Origin of the sequence: Dentiradicibacter hellwigii (genome assembly GCF_041770905.1) — a bacterium.
Taxonomy (GTDB): domain Bacteria; phylum Pseudomonadota; class Gammaproteobacteria; order Burkholderiales; family Rhodocyclaceae; genus Propionivibrio; species Propionivibrio hellwigii.
The window spans coordinates 90,580-107,172 of record NZ_JBEUWX010000003.1; the positions used below are offsets into that span (position 1 = coordinate 90,580).

14 protein-coding genes and 1 riboswitch are annotated in these 16,593 nt (G+C 62.3%); of the genes, 12 read left to right on the forward strand and 2 right to left on the reverse strand.

What is annotated here, in order from left to right; genetic code table 11:
• The first annotated feature begins 172 nt into the window (after window positions 1-172).
• Both cobU and ABCS64_RS11315 read left to right on the forward strand, forming a co-directional pair.
• The gene (cobU, locus tag ABCS64_RS11310) at window positions 173-757 is read left to right on the forward strand and encodes a bifunctional adenosylcobinamide kinase/adenosylcobinamide-phosphate guanylyltransferase (RefSeq protein WP_418892000.1); all 585 of its coding nucleotides are present in this window, start codon (window positions 173-175) and stop codon (window positions 755-757) included.
• A gap of 118 nt (window positions 758-875) precedes the next feature.
• On the forward strand, window positions 876-1,349 hold the full coding sequence (locus tag ABCS64_RS11315; RefSeq protein WP_418892001.1) for a hypothetical protein: 474 nt from the start codon (window positions 876-878) through the stop codon (window positions 1,347-1,349).
• A 489-nt stretch (window positions 1,350-1,838) separates the two neighbouring features.
• On the opposite strand, the gene ABCS64_RS11320 is transcribed toward ABCS64_RS11315, so the two are convergent.
• Both ABCS64_RS11320 and ABCS64_RS11325 read right to left on the reverse strand, forming a co-directional pair.
• On the reverse strand, window positions 1,839-2,150 hold the full coding sequence (locus ABCS64_RS11320; protein ID WP_418892002.1) for an H-NS histone family protein: 312 nt from the start codon (window positions 2,148-2,150) through the stop codon (window positions 1,839-1,841).
• 254 nt (window positions 2,151-2,404) lie between these two features.
• Complete coding sequence (locus tag ABCS64_RS11325; protein ID WP_418892003.1) at window positions 2,405-3,916, reverse strand: cobyric acid synthase; 1,512 nt, start codon at window positions 3,914-3,916, stop codon at window positions 2,405-2,407.
• A 240-nt stretch (window positions 3,917-4,156) separates the two neighbouring features.
• Between ABCS64_RS11325 and ABCS64_RS11330 the strand changes: the two genes are divergently transcribed.
• From ABCS64_RS11330 to cobT, 10 genes are all read left to right on the forward strand, one after another.
• The gene (locus tag ABCS64_RS11330; RefSeq protein WP_418892004.1) at window positions 4,157-5,269 is read left to right on the forward strand and encodes an ABC transporter permease; all 1,113 of its coding nucleotides are present in this window, start codon (window positions 4,157-4,159) and stop codon (window positions 5,267-5,269) included.
• A 35-nt stretch (window positions 5,270-5,304) separates the two neighbouring features.
• On the forward strand, window positions 5,305-6,318 hold the full coding sequence (locus tag ABCS64_RS11335; RefSeq protein ID WP_418892005.1) for a substrate-binding domain-containing protein: 1,014 nt from the start codon (window positions 5,305-5,307) through the stop codon (window positions 6,316-6,318).
• A gap of 133 nt (window positions 6,319-6,451) precedes the next feature.
• Entirely contained in the window at window positions 6,452-8,062 is a 1,611-nt protein-coding gene (locus tag ABCS64_RS11340) for a sugar ABC transporter ATP-binding protein (protein ID WP_418892006.1), read from the forward strand.
• Window positions 8,050-9,057 carry an ABC transporter permease gene (locus tag ABCS64_RS11345; protein ID WP_418892007.1) on the forward strand — a complete coding sequence of 336 codons (1,008 nt, stop codon included), beginning with the start codon at window positions 8,050-8,052 and terminating at the stop codon, window positions 9,055-9,057. The genes ABCS64_RS11340 and ABCS64_RS11345 overlap by 13 nt, the downstream gene beginning before the upstream one ends.
• A 452-nt stretch (window positions 9,058-9,509) precedes the next feature.
• Window positions 9,510-10,535 carry an adenosylcobinamide-phosphate synthase CbiB gene (gene cbiB, locus ABCS64_RS11350; RefSeq protein ID WP_418892008.1) on the forward strand — a complete coding sequence of 342 codons (1,026 nt, stop codon included), beginning with the start codon at window positions 9,510-9,512 and terminating at the stop codon, window positions 10,533-10,535.
• Window positions 10,528-11,514 (forward strand): threonine-phosphate decarboxylase CobD, encoded by a 987-nt coding sequence (gene cobD, locus ABCS64_RS11355; RefSeq protein WP_418892009.1) that lies wholly within the window; start codon window positions 10,528-10,530, stop codon window positions 11,512-11,514. Before cbiB ends, cobD begins: the two co-directional genes overlap by 8 nt.
• A 6-nt stretch (window positions 11,515-11,520) precedes the next feature.
• On the forward strand, window positions 11,521-12,423 hold the full coding sequence (locus ABCS64_RS11360) for a cobalamin-binding protein (RefSeq protein ID WP_418892010.1): 903 nt from the start codon (window positions 11,521-11,523) through the stop codon (window positions 12,421-12,423).
• Window positions 12,424-12,440: 17 nt separating this feature from the next.
• On the forward strand, window positions 12,441-13,442 hold the full coding sequence (locus ABCS64_RS11365; RefSeq protein WP_418892011.1) for a FecCD family ABC transporter permease: 1,002 nt from the start codon (window positions 12,441-12,443) through the stop codon (window positions 13,440-13,442).
• Window positions 13,443-13,471: 29 nt separating this feature from the next.
• Window positions 13,472-14,281 (forward strand): ABC transporter ATP-binding protein, encoded by an 810-nt coding sequence (locus tag ABCS64_RS11370; protein ID WP_418892012.1) that lies wholly within the window; start codon window positions 13,472-13,474, stop codon window positions 14,279-14,281.
• A gap of 732 nt (window positions 14,282-15,013) precedes the next feature.
• Window positions 15,014-15,208, forward strand: a riboswitch (cobalamin riboswitch).
• A 315-nt stretch (window positions 15,209-15,523) separates the two neighbouring features.
• The gene (cobT, locus tag ABCS64_RS11375) at window positions 15,524-16,564 is read left to right on the forward strand and encodes a nicotinate-nucleotide--dimethylbenzimidazole phosphoribosyltransferase (protein WP_418892218.1); all 1,041 of its coding nucleotides are present in this window, start codon (window positions 15,524-15,526) and stop codon (window positions 16,562-16,564) included.
• Window positions 16,565-16,593 lie beyond the last annotated feature (29 nt).

Here is a 16,593-nt window from a genome sequence, read left to right on the forward strand (position 1 = left end):
TGGCCGCGTGGCCGCGCAGCATGCGCCGTTCTGCCGGGCGTTCGCGGCTTCCATGCCGGCATCGTTCTATGTGCTCCAGACCAGCCCGCCAGGTCCGGCGGATAGGGCAGTAGAGGCCATGAAACACGAACGACGCCATTATAGACGCAGTGTTCCATGTTAATCTCGCGGCATGAAAGAACTGATTATTGGCGGCGCACGCTCCGGTAAAAGCGCGTATGCAGAAAAACAGGCGCAGGCAAGCGGTCTGCATGTCGTCTATGTCGCCACGGCGCAGGTACTCGATCATGAAATGGCGCGCCGGGTTACCGCGCATCAGGCGCGCCGGCCGGCACAATGGGGGCTGGTCGAAGCGCCGCTTGACCTATACGCGGCGTTGTCACGCAACGCTGCGCCGAATACTTGCCTGCTTGTCGATTGCCTGACGCTGTGGCTGTCCAACCTCCTCTTCGCCGGGGAAGCGGCCAAACAGGCGGAGGCCGGCCAGGCGATCAATTGCCCGCTATTTCTGCGGGAAACCCAGGCGCTGGCCGAAGGCCTGCAACACTTGCCGGGCCGGATCATTCTGGTTTCCAACGAGGTCGGGAGCGGGATCGTGCCGATGGACCCGGTGTCGCGCCTGTTTGCCGACGAGCAGGGGCGACTGAATCAGCGGATCGCCGCCGTCTGCGATCGGGTCACCCTCGTCGCCGCAGGTCTGCCGCTCGTGCTCAAAGATGCACGAAATCCCATCGGCAATGCACATGAGGCACCATAGCGAATCGATGAGGTGATACACTAGCCGTCGGCAGTCCGGCACACTGCTGCGCCAGAAGCCATCCCTTGCCGGGCGGGCGTTATCGTCGAGTTTCGGCTTTATCGATCAGGAGCAGAAAATGAGCATCAGCGAACACGTCAAAGCAAATCTTGAGCAGGTTAAATCGAGCCTCGAACAGGGTACGGAACGCCTCAAATCAAACTTCGATCACGGCAAGAAAAAAGTCCGTTCCCAGTACGAATACGGCAAAGAGCTGGTTTCGTCCGGGCTGGAAGGCGCGCGGGAAGCGCGTAAAGCCGTGCTCGCCACCGAGGATACTTCGAACATTCTGGCCGTCGCCGCCGAACAGTCGTGGCAGGCCGCCAGCTTCGGCGTGCTGACAGGCGCCGTACTGGGCGCATTGGCCGACGATCGCAAGCCGGTACGCGGCGTCGTCGCAGGCGGCATTTTAGGCGCCGCCCTGGCGTTTGGCGTCAGCTTTGCCTGGAAAACCCGTCCGCTGACTTCTGCCATGGCCCGTGAAGCCGGCAAGCGCATCGGCCACACGCGCGACCGCCACTGGCTGAGCAGCCACCCGATCAACTACGGTTGATTGTCGTTTTGACCTAAATTCTTTGGGTTAACTATTTAATTAGTTTAAATAGTTACATTTCTGAACTGCCCGGTTTTCCGGGCAGTTTTATTTTTAGCCGCTATTTCTTTGGCTGACGATTGATACGCATCCTAACGACTCAAATGCACTCATAGCTTGCAAAACAGTACGTGGCAAGAATCGAAGGATGGATCAATTGGGCATGCCAGGTATCAACAGGGTATGGCCTTACATACAGCAAGCTGGTTTTTACTTCCGCATTACTGTCGGTATGATATACCGTCGCAGAACCCTCAGGATCAATGCGCAGATACTAAAATCTTTTGCGCCATACCCAATCTTTTCCATAAATAATCGGCAAGGTTTAGCTCCCATCTAATGGCGATATAAAGTTTCAATGTAACGTCATAGTTGCCGTACAAATAAAAAGCGCCATATATGATATGGCGCTTTTGCTATATGCAGGTTACAGTTTCTATAGGGCTTGCATTATCTCTGAATTAACAGACTGTTAATATTGCCTCCGCGTGCGAGGTATTCCTCTACCCACGCGGGCTTACGTCCCTTGCCGCTCCAGGTTTGGGCGCTATTCGTCGGGTTGGCGTATTTCGCTTCGCCTTTTTTGGCAGCTCCTTTTTTTGCGCCCGATTTGAGGCCAAGGTCTTCGGCCGTCAAATGATATTCAGCAATTTTTTCCTTGATTCCTTTTATGACCAGGCTAAGTTCGGCCAGGCGAGCCTGTTCCACTTCGAACTGAGCCTTTTTCAGATTTTCGAGCGCTTCCTTGTAGCTAATAGTCATTGCTTCCTCCAGTTAAAATAAAAAGTCCGGCGTCCACCAACCATCAACGCCCCACCCTATTTGTGGGAGGCATTATAAATTAACTGGGCGAAAAAACAATCGAATGCAATATAACGATCCATTCAGCCTTTTAATATGTTGTATATCATTGCTATTGAGCGCTTGGTTATTATCTGCCCGGCATTAGGGCAATTCCCTGTAACTCACCGGTATTCGGTATTGATGCTGCGCGAATGAATACGGATTAATTCAGTTCATTTAGTATCGGCAACGCACGCGGGAAGTGCAAAAGCCGGAATGCATTCGGCAAGGCGATGCAAATCCAGATGCTGCTCAACGGCGTCGGCCAACCGGTCCAGATCGCGTTCGCGCCGCTCGGCCGGATCGAACCGCGCTTCCGGTGTGTGGCCGGCCCAGGCAATCAGCGCATTGAGCGCATCCGGCGAATCAAAGAGGCCATGACAATAGGTGGCAAGCACTTGACCGTCCGCTGAAAGTGCGCCTTCCGGCAGCCCTTCCAGACAGGTCGCCGGTCGCGCCAGCGCCGGCCCATGCGTCACGCCCATGTGAATACGGTAGCCGCGCAGTAACGGCGGGGCGCTCAGCGTTCCATTCAGCGTCAGCGTTCCGCTGACATTCTCCAGATGTTTTTCCGGTGCCAGCGTCGTTTCATAATCGAGCAGTCCCAGGCCGGGCTGGCTGCCAGGCGCCCCTTCCAACCCCAACGGGTCATTGAGCTGTTTGCCAAGCATTTGCAGGCCACCGCAGATGCCGATCAGCTTGCCGCCATAGCGCAGATGCCGCCGGATCGCTTCTTCCCAGCCCATGCTGCGCAGCCAGTCGAGGTCCGCCTGCACAGCTTTGGAACCGCCCAGCACGATCAGGTCACAAGGCGGTGGCGCATCATGCGCCCCGACAACCGTAAAATCGACTTCCGGATGAAAACGCAGCGGATCGAAATCGTTGTGGTTCGACAGACGCGGATAAGCGGGCGCAACGACCTTGAGTCTGGCGCCGGTCTTGGCCAGCTTACCACGCGGTAGCGCATCCTCGGCATCGAGATACAGGCCGTGCAGGTAGGGCAGGACACCGATCACCGGCTTGCCGGTGCGCTGTTCTAGCCAGGTCAGCCCCGATTCCAGCAGGCTGAAATCACCGCGGAAGCGGTTGATGACGAAACCTTTGACACGCGCCTGCTCACTTGGCGAAAGGAGTTCGTAAGTGCCGGTCAGGTGGGCAAAAACGCCGCCGCGATCGATGTCGGCGACGATGATGACCGGGCAATCGACGACCTCGGCAAAGCCCATATTGGCAATATCGCGGGCGCGCAGGTTGATTTCCGCCGGACTCCCCGCGCCTTCGACGATGATGGCATCGTATGCCGCACACAGGCGTTGCCATGATTCGAGCACGGCCTGCATCGCCCGCGGCTTGTATTCGTGATAATCACGGGCATTGAGATCGGCATGCGTCTTGCCATGGATAATGACCTGCGAGCGCTTGTCGGTTGAGGGCTTGAGCAGTATCGGGTTGAAGTCGATATGCGCCGGCACCCGCGCCGCCAGCGCCTGTAGCGCCTGGGCGCGGCCGATTTCGCCGCCATCGACGGTTACGGCCGAATTCAGCGCCATATTTTGCGGCTTGAACGGCGCAACGCGCACGCCTCGACGCGCCAGCACGCGGCATAGCGCCGCCCCCAGAACCGATTTTCCAGCGTCCGAAGTACAGCCTTGCACCATCAGGCAGGGCGTTTTTTGCAGAGTCATGATCCGTTTTTCCAAAAAATCTTAAAAGTTCAGGGCTATTTTCTCATACGCTGCGGACACCGGAAGCGCGCCACAACAGGCTACATCAAAGAAAAACGGCAACGGCCATTGAGGGGAGTTTTTGCCGATTTCCCGTAAAACGTGCGACGAACGGTTGAATTGCGAGCCGGACTCGACGTATATTGCTTTTCGATCTGAGGCGTTTCCGCCCAGACGCACCACGGGTTCATCAATCAGGGCATGGAAAGAAAAACCAAAACAGCAGACAGCGCCGCCAGCAACAATACCGGCAATGGCCGACACAGCGCTGCACGCAATCTGACCGCCGGATTTCTGGCCGACCGCCAGTTTGTCTTTCTGGCACTGACCAACCTCCTCGGCTTCATGCTGGCCGTCGCCCTGGCGGGCACCGATTTTATCGGCGCCTACAACCTCCAATCGATGGCGGCGCAGTTGCCGGAACTGGGACTGCTGGCGCTGGGCGTCATGCTGGCGATGGTTTCCGGAAACGGCGGCATCGACCTGTCGGGCATCGCACTGGCCAATCTGTCGGGGGTCTTGGCCGGGCTGATAGCCTCTCATTTCATTGCGGCCGACGATGCCCCCTTGCTGTACACGGGAAGTTTCATTGCGCTTGCCCTGCTCGCCGGCGGCATCGGCGGCATGCTGAACGGTGTTCTGATTGCCTGGGGGCATCTGACGCCCATTCTCGCCACCCTCGGCACGCAAATGTTTTTTACCGGGATCGCCGTCGTGCTGACCAACGGTTCCGCGCTGCGCCTGGGCTACATCGAGCCGCTCGATGCATTCGGCAACTCGACGCTGGCCGGACTGCCTATCTGCTTCATCGTATTTCTGGCCGTCGCTGCCGCGCTCGCGCTGATGCTCAAGCGTACCCCTTTCGGCATCCGCCTGTACTTGTTGGGCAGCAACGCCAAAGCGGCAAGCTATGCCGGGATTCCCGTGCGGCGGATGCTGTTCCTGACCTATACCCTATGCGGACTGCTGGCCGGGCTGGCGGGCGCCATCATCGCCGCGCGCACTTCCAGCGTGAAATGGGATTACGGCAGCTCTTACGTGATGATTTCCATCCTGATCGTCGTCGCCGCCGGCGTCCGCCCGGAAGGCGGCTACGGACGGCTGGTCTGCGTTCTGCTCTCAGCCACAGCGCTCCAGCTGCTGGCCAGCATGTTCAACTTCCTCGATGTTTCCAGCTTTTTCCGCGATTGCGCCTGGGGGACGATGCTGCTCATTTTCCTCGTCGTTTCGCGTTTCGACTATCGTACTTTTTTCCGGAACCGACCTGGTTCCAGCGGCTCGGCGTCACTCCCTCGCGCCGGCCGCACCGTCTAGAGGGAACGCTTCGTCACCACCACGGAGGTTATTCCATGTCTATCGTCAAAGCATCCATCGCCTGCGCCGTCTCTGCGGCTCTAGTCGGTACGGCAGGCATCGCCGGCGCACAGGGCAACCAAAGCGGCAACAAAACGATCGCCACCGTCGTCAAAATTACCGGCGAAACCTGGTTCAACCGTATGGAAGACGGCGTCAAGGCGTTTGGCGCCTCAACACCGGGCGTCACTACGGCGCAATACGGGCCACCCAAGGCTGATGCCGCCTTGCAGACGAAGATCATCGACGATCTGATCGCCAAAAAAGTCGACGCGATCACTGTCGTCCCCATGGATCCTTCGACGCTGGAAGGCGTGCTCAAGCGCGCCATGGACCGCGGTATCAAGGTCGTGACGCATGAAGCGGACAATGCGAAAAACACGCATGTGGATATCGAAGCCTTCGACAACAAGGCGTTCGGCGCGCGCTTCAATGAGCGGCTGGCCAAATGCATGGGCGGGGCCGGCAAATGGACTTCGTTTGTGGGTTCGCTGGGCAGCCTGACGCACGTGCAATGGGCTGACGGCGGCGCCGAAAACGCCAAGAAATACCCCAAAATGGTACTTGTCGATGCCAAGAACGAATCATTCAACGATGCCAACAAGGCCTACGAAAAAGCCAAGGAAATTCTGCGCAAACACCCCGATATCAAGGGCTTCCAGGGCGGTGCGGCCATCGACGTGCTGGGCATCGGCCGCGCAATCGAAGAAGCCGGCCTGCAAGGCAAGATTTGCGTGATCGGCCTCGGCCTGCCCAAGGATTCCGGCAAATACCTCGAATCCGGCGCCATCCAGGGCATCGGCTTCTGGGATCCGCAGGAAGCCGGCGTTGTCATGAACAAGGTGGCCAAGATGCTGCTCGACGGCCAGCAGATCACCGACGGCATGGATCTGGGCGTGCCCGGCTATCACAAGGTTAAGGTCAAGAAGGGGCCGGGCAAGGGCATTATCGTCGTCGGCGAAGCCTGGATCGACGTCGACAAGTCGAACTACAAGAACTACCCGTTCTGAGCCCCAGCCTGGCCTGAAGCGCATGCTGGAGGACGCCGTGCATGCAGCATGAGCGAAGCGTTCTCCGGCATGTTCCACGCCGCCGGCCAATCACTACATGACATGATCGCCTCACCGTCCCGCCCGTAATCGCATGAATGCGCCCGACACCCGCCGGCAAGCCGACGCCCCGCCGCCAGCTGCCGATCAACCGCCTTTTCTCGAAGTGCGCGGCATCCACAAACGTTTCGCCGGCGTCCACGCCCTGCGCGGCATCGACCTGACGATCGAAAGCGGTCAGATTTACCATCTGATCGGAGAAAACGGCTGCGGCAAAAGCACCTTGATCAAGATCATCGCCGGCGCGCAGCCGCCGGATGAAGGAAAGATCATCGTCGCCGGGCGCGCGTATGCGCGCCTTTCCCCCATCGAGGCGCTGGCCGCCGGCATCGAAACCGTCTATCAGGATTTTTCGCTGCTGCCCAACCTGAACGTGGCGGAAAACATCGCCCTGACCCAACAGCTCGTTCAGTCGGGCGGCCGCCTCTTCCGGCGTCTGGACCGCGCCGTCCTGGCGCAGACCGCCACGCGCGCGCTCGCCGCAATCGGTCTGCCGTCCACACAGGCGTTCATGCAGCAGCGCGTCGACACCCTGCCCATCGCCACGCGCCAGATGGTGGCGATTGCCCGCGCCATTGCCGTCGACGCGCACCTGGTCATCATGGATGAACCGACCACCGCACTGACGCGCCGCGAAGTCGGCAACCTGATCGGCGTCGTCAATCGCCTGCGCGAGCAGGGCGTCGCCGTGCTGTTCGTCACGCACAAACTCGACGAATGCAAAGCCATTGGCGGGCGCGTCGTCATTTTCCGCGACGGCCAGAAGGTGATGGAAGGCGACGCCGGCGATTACAGCAAAGCCGACTTGAGCTACTGGATGACCGGCCGCCAGCTCGACGAACACCGTTACCGCAGCGAACCGGCCGGCGAAGCCCCCGCAACATCGCGCCTCCTCGTCACCGGGCTGACGCGCGCCGCAGCGTTTTCGGAAATCTCTTTCGCTGTCAATCGGGGCGAAATTCTCGGCATTACCGGGCTGCTCGATTCCGGGCGCAACGAACTGGCGCTCGCCTTGGCCGGCGTGCATCCGGCCGATGCCGGCCAGATTTTTCTCGACAACCAGCCGGCCGTCCTGCGCCGTCCGGCCGATGCCATCGCCGCCGGCATCGGCTATCTGCCGGAAGACCGCCTGTCCGAAGGGCTGTTTCTGGAAAAGCCCATCCGCGAAAATTTCACCGCCGCCGTGCTCGGCCGGCTGTGCCGCCGTTTCGGCCTGCTCGATCAAAGCCGCGTGCGCAATCTGGCGCACCGTCTGACCGAACAGTTGCACATCGCCACCCCCGATATCGAACACCCGGTGCAGTCCCTTTCCGGCGGCAACCAGCAGCGCGTTCTGCTCGGACGCTGGCTGTCCATCGACCCCAAGGTGCTGATCCTGCACGGCCCCACCGTCGGCGTCGATGTGGGTTCCAAGGATACGATCTACCGCATCATCCAGTCGCTCGCCGCGCAAGGCATGAGCATTCTCATCGTCAGCGACGACCTGCCGGAACTACTGCAAAACTGCGACCGGATTTTGATCATGCGAAAAGGGCAGATCAGCCAGGTTTTCGATGCCGCTGAAACCGTGTCGGAAACCGATCTGTACGAAGCGATGACGGCCGAACACCCCAGAAAAGAGGAAGAAAAAACATGCCAGGGCTGAATCCGCGCCCCCATACGCTGCGCGCCTTTTACGCATTTCTGGCGCGCAACCCATCGGTATTTACGCTGACGCTCATCGTTCTTGTCTGCCTGATCGTCGGCAGCATCAATCCGCGTTTCTGGCAGCTTGCCACGCTGTTCGACATTTTGCGCGGCTGCGTCGTGCTCGGCTTGTTCGCGCTCGGCGTGCTGGCAGTGCTTGCCGCTGGCGGGCTGGACGTTTCCTTCACGGCGATCGCGGCGCTGACCATGTATTCGATCACGCGGCTGGTCATCGAGCAGGCGCCCGGCCTATCCATCATCGCGATCTTTGCGCTGGGCGCAGGCGGCGGGCTGCTGCTCGGCGCCATCAACGGCGTTCTGGTGCATACACTGCGCGCGCCTTCGCTAATCGTCACCATCGGGACGCAATACGTCATCCGCAGCCTGCTGCTGACGTTCGTCGGCACCGCCTTGATCATCAACGTGCCCGAGGCGATGGAGTCATTCGGCAAACTGGCGCTCTGGCGTTACCAGACAGCGGACGGCGGTCTCGCCGTCCTGCCCGCCTTTGTGCTCGCGCTGGCCGCCGCCGCGCTGCTCACCTGGTGGATTCTCAACCGCACCCTGCTCGGCCGCGCCGTGTTCGCCATTGGCGGCAGCCTGCCCGTCGCCGAGCGTCTCGGCTTCCGCCTGCGCACGGTGCAGATCTTCGTTTTCGCCTACGCCGGCCTGCTCGCGGGCATCGCCGGCGTCATCCACGTTTCCGGCAACCGGTTGGCCAATCCCTTCGATCTGGCCGGCAGCGAACTGGACGTCATCGCCGCGGTCATTCTGGGCGGCGCCCGCATCACCGGCGGCACAGGCACCGTCCTCGGAACGCTGCTCGGCGTCGTGCTGGTGACGCTGGTCAACAACAGCCTCGTGCTGGCCGGCGTTCCCAGCACCTGGCAAAAAGTCATCGTCGGCGCCTTCATCGTCCTGGCCGGCGCCATGTTCGCCAGCCGCTCCCCGTAAGCCTGATTCACCCGCCGCCACGCCGCACAGACCAGCGCCGGAGCCCGCGTAAACAGGGCGTCTCTGAGCAGGCGCCCGGAGGTTCTTGATTTACGTGCATTTCCGAAGGGCTGCCCGCCAGCCCTTTGTTTATAAGGGTTTCAGAGGTGACTACCCGAAAACGCCCTATTCACGCGGGGTTGCGGGCAGCCCTTTTTAAAGACCAGACAATTTATAGCGGCTCAACTTTGCCAAAAGACAAGGCGGCGAGTCGCAGGCAGACCATTCAGTACGGCAAGGCAAGCCAGCGCGGTATTCCGGCCGGACGTAGAAGCGCTTTATTTCGCGGCACGCCGGGCTGTGGCCTACGGGGCGGCATCGCACTAAAATAGGCGGCATTGCATCTGCATTGAATATGGCAGAAGCTTCCGCCGATTGTTTTTCGCTTTCTTTTCTGTTTTTTCATTGCTCCCATGTCCGATTTTTTTCCTTCGTGGTTTTCCATTCCGCTGCTGCCCGCCTCGCTTTGGCTGCCGACGGCGGCGCTGGCCGCCGTCCTGCTCGATCGCTTTCTCGGCGAGTTGCCGCGCTTTCATCCGCTGGTCGGCTTTGGCGCATTCGTCGATCTGCTCGAAAAGCTGCTGAACCCGTCGCCGCAGCGGGGCGACAATGCGCTGGAAAGCCGCTTCATCGGCCTGCTCGCCTGGGGGACGGCGGTGCTGCCGTGGGTGGCGCTGGCGGCCTGGCTGACCTGGCCGCGCAAGACGCCGATCAACTGGCTGTTCGACACGCTGCTGCTTTATTTTGCGCTGGGCGGGCGCAGTCTGACCGAGCACGCCGAGCGCGTCGCGCGCGATCTGGCCGCCGGCAATCTGGCGGCGGCGCGGCGGCACGTCGGCTGGATCGTGTCGCGCCGTACCGACGATCTGGATAAATCGGGCGTCGCCAGGGCGGCGGTGGAGTCAACGCTGGAAAACGGCAACGACGCGATCTTCGGCACGCTGTTCTGGTTCGCGCTTTTTGGCGGCGCCGGCGCGGTGCTCTTCCGGCTGGCCAATACACTTGATGCCATGTGGGGCTACAAGAACGAACGCTTTTTGCATTTCGGCTGGGCGGCGGCGCGCATTGACGATGTGCTTAACTTCATCCCCGCGCGGCTGACGGCGCTTTCCTACGCTGTGTGCGGCAATACGCGGCAGGCGCTCGATTGCTGGCGGCAGCAGGCCTCCGGCTGGGAAAGCCCGAACGCCGGGCCGGTGATGGCCGCCGGTGCGGGCAGCCTGGGCGTCGTGCTCGGCGGTGCGGCGATTTACCACGGCAATGTTGAAGAACGCCCGCCACTGGGCGTCGGCCGGCCGCCGCGCGCTGAGGACATTTTCCGCGCTATCGCGCTGGTGCGCCACAGCCTGATGCTGTGGGTCGGGCTGTTCCTGCTCGGCGGGGCGTTGATTGCCCTGCGTAACCTGATTGCCATTATCGGAGGCGCGGCCGGTGCTTGAACATGGCGGCAGACTGCGCGCCGCAGCGCAGCAATACGGCATTCCGCTCGTCGACTGGCTCGACCTGTCGACCGGCATCAACCCCGACACCTATCCGGTGCCGCCGCTCGACCCGGCCTGCTGGAACCGCCTGCCGGAAGACAACGACGGGCTGGAAGCCGCCGCCGCAGGCTATTACGGCAGCGAGCGCCTGCTTGCCCTGCCCGGCTCACAGGCCGGCATCATGGGCTTGCCGGCGATGTTTCCCGCGCAAACCCTTGCCTGCGTTGCGCCGATTTACGAAGAACATCCGTATGCCTGGCAACGCGCCGGGCACACGGTCCGCCGCCTGCCGACACTGGCGCGCGCACTGGCCGGGGCAACGCCGCTGGTTCTGCTGTGCAACCCGAACAACCCGACGGCGACGGCGACGCCGCGCGCCGATTTGTGCGCTGCCGCCGAGCAGCTGCACCGGCGGGGCGGCTGGCTGATCGTCGACGAAGCCTTTGCCGACGCCGAGCCGGAAAACAGCATCGTTTCCCTGGCTGGGAGCGACGCGGCGCCCAACCTGATCGTTCTACGCTCGCTCGGCAAATTCTTCGGCCTGGCGGGGGCGCGCGTCGGCTTTGTGTTCGGCGCGCCCGAAAAACTCGCCGTGCTACGCGAAATGCTCGGCCCCTGGCCGCTCGCGCATCCCTCGCGGGCGGTGGCGCGCCAGGCGCTGTGCGATACCGCCTGGCAGAAGACCGCGCGACACCGCCTGATCGCCGGTTCACAACGGCTGGCCGGCATGCTCGCGCCGCTCGGCGAAGTCGGCCGCACGGCGCTGTTTTGTACCCTGCATAGCCGGCGCACCGCCGAGCTGGCCGATCATTTTGCTCGTCACGCCATCCTCGTCCGTCGCTTTGACGAACACGGACTGCTGCGTTTTGGTCTGCCGGGCGCCGAAAACGAATGGCAGCGTCTGCACGCGGCGCTGGCCGCCTGTCCGAAAGGGTAATGCCGCATGACGCCGAATAAACTTCTTTGGCTCTGCCTCTGGCTGCTGTCCGCATCGAACGCGCTGGCCGCCGGCATCAGCGTGCGCGACGACACCGGCGCGACGGTCAGCCTGGCGCAGCCGGCGCAACGCATCGTCACGCTGTCGCCGCATCTGGCGGAAACCGTGTTTGCCGCCGGCGCGGGCGGGCAGATCGTCGGCACGGTCGATTACAGCAACTATCCCGAAGCCGCCCGTCGCATCCCGCGCGTCGGCGGTTATTCGCGTTTCGATCTGGAAGCCGTGGTGGCGCTCAAACCCGATCTGATCATCGCCTGGGAAGGCGGGAATGCGCCGGCGCACCTGCAAAAACTGCGCCGCCTGGGGCTGCCGGTCTATCTGTCGCAGATCAGCCGGCTCGAAGACATCGCCGGCGAAATCGAACGGATCGGCGTCCTGGCCGGCACCCGCCAGAGCGCGGATACGGCGGCGCGCACCTTCCGCCAGCGTCTGGCGGATTTGCAGGCGCGCTACGCCGGCCGCCCCGTGGTACGCACGTTTTACGAAGTCTGGCACCAGCCGCTGAAAACGATCGGCGGGCAACAGTTCATTTCCAGCGTCATCCGCCTGTGCGGCGGCGAAAACGTGTTCGGCACACTGACCGCCACGGCGCCGGATGTGACCGTCGAAGCCGTGCTGGCCGCCAACCCGGAAGCCATCATCGCCAGCGGCATGGGCGAAGCGCGCCCCGAATGGCTGGACGACTGGCAAGCGCGCCCCGGCCTGCTGGCCGCACAACGGAAAAACCTCTTTTTCATTCCGCCCGACCTGATCCAGCGCCACACGCCGCGCCTGCTCGACGGCGCCGAGCGGCTCTGCCAGCACCTCGAAACGGCGCGCAGCCGGCGGCCGGCGGGTAGCCGGCAATAGGGAATAGGGAACAGCGCATGCAAACTCGCCGCCGCGCCCTGCTGATTCTCGCCGCTCTGAGCCTATTGACCTTGATCAGCCTGCTGCTTGCGCTCTCGCTCGGCAATGTTCCTCTCGGGCTGAGGGAGGCGCTCGCCGCCCTGTTCGGGCGCGGCGAGGGGATGGCGGTTGAGGTCGTGCGCAGTCTGCGCCTGCCGCGCGCCCTGGCCGGGCTGGCCTGCGGCGGCCTGCTCGCCGTCTCCGGCGCGCTGTTGCAGGTGCTGCTGCGCAATCCGCTCGCCGATCCGTATGTACTCGGTATTTCCGGCGGCGCCAGCGTCGGCGCGCTGCTCGTCATGCTTCTCGGCCTGACCGGCGGCATCGGCGTCGGCGCGGCGGCGTTCTGCGGCGCGCTAGCCGCCATGTTCATGGTCTTCGGCCTGGCGCACGGCAACGGCGGCTGGACACAGACGCGGCTGCTGCTCACCGGCGTCATCGTCGCCTCCGGCTGCGGCGCTGCCGTGGCGCTGATGCTGTCGATCGCGCCGGACTACAAGCTGCATGGCATGCTGTTCTGGCTGATGGGCGATCTTTCGCAGGCAGGCAATCCGGCGCCGGGGCTGGGGGCGCTGGCGCTGATCGTTCTGGCAACGCTGCCCTTTGCGCGCGAACTCAATCTGCTGGCGCGCAACGCTGATCTGGCGCAGACGCTCGGCGTCGAAATCGGCCGTCTGCGGCTTGCCGTTTACGTCATCGCTTCGCTGGCAACCGCCACCGCCGTGACACAGGTCGGCTCGGTCGGCTTCATCGGCCTGATCGTGCCGCACCTCACCCGCCTGGCCGTCGGCAACGACCAGCGCATTCTGCTGCCGGCCTCGGCGCTGGCGGGCGGCAGCTTGCTGGTGGTTGCCGATACGCTGGCGCGCACGCTCATCGCGCCGCAGCAACTGCCCGTCGGCGTGCTGACTGCGCTGATCGGCGTGCCCGTTTTTCTGTTTCTGCTCTCGCGCGACCCGCACGCTTCTTCCGCGCATTCTTGAAAGAAGCGATGGGCACAAAGGGCAAGCCGATGAAAACGATGGAATCTTCCCCCCTATCCGGCGACAAGCACGCGCCGATCCTGCAACTGCGCCGGCTGTCGGTCGGCATCGGTGAGCGCCGTTTTTGCCGCGACCTTGATCTGACCTTGCGGCCGGGGGAGCGGCTGGCGATTCTCGGACGCAACGGGACCGGCAAATCGACGCTGCTTTCCGTACTCACCGGGCTGCGCGCGCCGCTGACCGGCGAAGTGCACCTGGCCGGACGCCCCTATGCCGCCTTCAGTGCGCGGCAGGCCGCACAATTGCGCGGCTGGCTGCCGCAGGCGCAGCGCGACGCCTTTGCTTCGACGGTATTGGAAACGGCATTGATCGGCCGCCATCCGCACCTTGACCGCTGGAACTGGGAAACGGAGGACGACGTGCGCATTGCCCGCACAGCGCTGACCGCCGTCGGGCTGGACGGCATGGAGCGGCGCGACGTGCAGACGCTTTCCGGCGGCGAACGACAGCGTCTGGCCGTCGCCACCCTGCTGGCGCAGTCGCCGCGCCTGTTTTTTCTTGACGAACCTTCGACCTACCTCGATCTGAAACACCAGATCGCCGTGCTCGAAATTTTTGCGCGGGAAGCGCGCGAGCGTCAGGCCGCCGTTGTCATGGTGCTGCACGAACCGGCGCTGGCGGCGCGTTTTTGCGACCGGGCGCTGCTGATGTATGGCGATGGATGCGTCGATACCGGCAGCATTGCCGAGATGCTGACGGCCGAACGTTTATCCGCGCTGTTCGAATATCCGCTGGCGCGCACAGAATGCGGCGGCTACGCCGGCTTCATCGCGCAGTAACGCGCAAGCGGCTTCAATAACGACTTCCCTTGCCAAATTACGGTGCCGCTGTGTTAGCCTGGCCTTGCCGTACTGAATTGTACTGCCTGCGGCTCGCCGCCTTGTCTTTGGCAACGTCGAGCCATAGCGGCTTCCTTTGCCAAAATACTCCGTTGGCTCGCCTTGCCGTACTACTCGTACTGTCAGCGGCTTGTCGCCTTGTCTTTGGCAACGTCGAGCCATAGCGGCTTTCTTCGCCAAAATACGTCGTTGGCTCGCCTTGTCGTACTACTCGTACTGCCTGCGGCTCGCCGCCTTGTCTTTTGGCAAAGTCGAGCCGCTATTTGCGCTTGCGGAGTTCTCTCTGAAATCCATAAAAACAGGGCAGAAAACATAAAATGCCCTGAAGCCCCCTAAATACGTGGGCCTCAGGGCATCAAAAAACATAAACTGGAACATTGCGCCCGACCAACGCTCAGCAACCGTGTAGAACCGTGTAGATATAAGGCATTTCCAGGGCGCGCTGCCCGCCAGCCTGACTATGTAGGGAATCTCCAAGGTGGGTGCTCTAGCGCCCTTGTAAACAAGGCATCTCCGGGCACATTGCCCTGAAGCCCTTTATTTACAAGTGTTCCAGAGGCGCCTGCCCGCAAATGCCCTATTCACACGGGTTTCGGAGGAGGTGTCGGGAAACGCCCTGTTTACGCGGGTTTGCGGCCACCCTTTCGGAAAGGTGCAATTGACAGGCGCGCGCGCAGGTTAGCTATAATCGGCTCCTCGTTCGGTTCGATGAAACGGAACACGGTGCCAATCCGTGGCGGGCCCGCCGCTGTATCCGGGGACGAACGCCGCACTATCGCAAGAGAGCCACCGTCGGCATCCGATGGGAAGGCGCGGCGGTTCGGACGATCCGGGAGCCAGAAGACGTCTCGAACCCTGTTGCTGTCAACGCATTGAATCTGCCGGCGACGCACTATCAGGCATTTCCGCAGCCGCGCAATTCGATGGCATTCATCCCGAGGAACGGATCATGCGCGTCACCATGACACCGCGGCCGGTCGGCCGCATTTTGCCCATTGCCCCTTTTTTGCCCGACGCGCCTCCGCGTCCGTGTTCAACGCAACGCCCGCGCTAGCAACACGCTTCCCCTGAACCTATATGGCATGCCGGCAAAGGGCAGTCGAAACAGTGCCACGCACACCCAACCGGCTTCACCCAATCCGCCGCCTCATGCCGACCCGACTCCAGGAGCATTGAATGAATATGAATGAAACCCTGTTCAACGTGCCTGCGCTCGACCGCACGTTGACCGCCGCACTACAACGCAAGATCGACCGCAAAACCAAGCCGCTCGGCGCGCTCGGCCAGATCGAAACGATGGCGATGCAGATCGGCCTGATCCAGCGCACGCTGACGCCGCAATTTAAGCAACCGCATTTTGTCGTCTTTGCCGGCGACCACGGCGCCACCCGTTTGGGCATTTCAAGCGCCTCGCAGGAAGTCACCTGGCAAATGGTGGAAAATTTTCTCGCCGGCGGCGCCGGCATCAATGTGTTCGTGCGCCAGAACGGCCTGGGCATCACCATTGTCGATGCCGGCGTGGCGCACAATTTCGGCCCGCGGCCGGGGCTGGTCGATGCCAAGATTGCGGCCGGAACGCGCAATTACGTCGACGAACCGGCAATGACGGCGGCGCAATGCGCGCTCGCCATGCAGCGCGGCGCGCACATCGTGGCCTCGCTCGTCGCAGCGGGCAGCAACGTCATCGGCTTCGGCGAAATGGGCATCGGCAACAGCTCGTCGGCCTCGCTGATCACGCACTGCCTGACCTGCGCGCCGCTCGACGAATGCATCGGCCGTGGCGCCGGACTGGGCGAAGCCGGGTTGCAACGCAAGCGCCGGCTGCTGGCGCAGGCCTTGGCGCGAGCAGGCCAGCCACGAGCGCCGCTGACGGTGCTGGCCGAATTCGGCGGCTTTGAAATCGCCATGATGGCCGGCGCCATGCTCGGCGCGGCGCAGGCAGGCGTGCTCCTGCTGATCGACGGTTTCATCGCCGGTTCAGCGGCGCTTGTCGCCTCGCGCCTGGCGCCGCATTTTGCCGAGTACTGCATTTTCTGTCACCATTCCGTCGAGCCTGGACACCGCATCCAGCTCGCCGCCATGAATGCCGACCCGCTGATCGATCTGCGCCTGCGTCTGGGCGAAGGCACGGGCGCGGCGCTGGCGTACCCGCTGGTATTGGCGGCCGTCAATTTTCTCAATGAAATGGCGAGCTTTGAATCTGCCGGCGTGTCGGATCACTAAGGCCGCATGCGAAATTGCGGCGGACGAAA

Bases quoted from the DNA above. Each gene is read 5' to 3' on its own strand.
- cbiB (WP_418892008.1), top strand. From the start codon at position 9,510: ATGTCCGATTTTTTTCCTTCGTGGTTTTCCATTCCGCTGCTGCCCGCC.
- ABCS64_RS11340 (WP_418892006.1), top strand. From the start codon at position 6,452: ATGAATGCGCCCGACACCCGCCGGCAAGCCGACGCCCCGCCGCCAGCT.
- ABCS64_RS11330 (WP_418892004.1), top strand. From the start codon at position 4,157: ATGGAAAGAAAAACCAAAACAGCAGACAGCGCCGCCAGCAACAATACC.
- ABCS64_RS11360 (WP_418892010.1), top strand. From the start codon at position 11,521: ATGACGCCGAATAAACTTCTTTGGCTCTGCCTCTGGCTGCTGTCCGCA.
- ABCS64_RS11345 (WP_418892007.1), top strand. From the start codon at position 8,050: ATGCCAGGGCTGAATCCGCGCCCCCATACGCTGCGCGCCTTTTACGCA.
- ABCS64_RS11325 (WP_418892003.1), bottom strand. From the start codon at position 3,916: ATGACTCTGCAAAAAACGCCCTGCCTGATGGTGCAAGGCTGTACTTCG.
- cobT (WP_418892218.1), top strand. From the start codon at position 15,524: ATGAATGAAACCCTGTTCAACGTGCCTGCGCTCGACCGCACGTTGACC.
- ABCS64_RS11370 (WP_418892012.1), top strand. From the start codon at position 13,472: ATGAAAACGATGGAATCTTCCCCCCTATCCGGCGACAAGCACGCGCCG.
- ABCS64_RS11315 (WP_418892001.1), top strand. From the start codon at position 876: ATGAGCATCAGCGAACACGTCAAAGCAAATCTTGAGCAGGTTAAATCG.
- ABCS64_RS11320 (WP_418892002.1), bottom strand. From the start codon at position 2,150: ATGACTATTAGCTACAAGGAAGCGCTCGAAAATCTGAAAAAGGCTCAG.
- ABCS64_RS11335 (WP_418892005.1), top strand. From the start codon at position 5,305: ATGTCTATCGTCAAAGCATCCATCGCCTGCGCCGTCTCTGCGGCTCTA.
- cobU (WP_418892000.1), top strand. From the start codon at position 173: ATGAAAGAACTGATTATTGGCGGCGCACGCTCCGGTAAAAGCGCGTAT.
- ABCS64_RS11365 (WP_418892011.1), top strand. From the start codon at position 12,441: ATGCAAACTCGCCGCCGCGCCCTGCTGATTCTCGCCGCTCTGAGCCTA.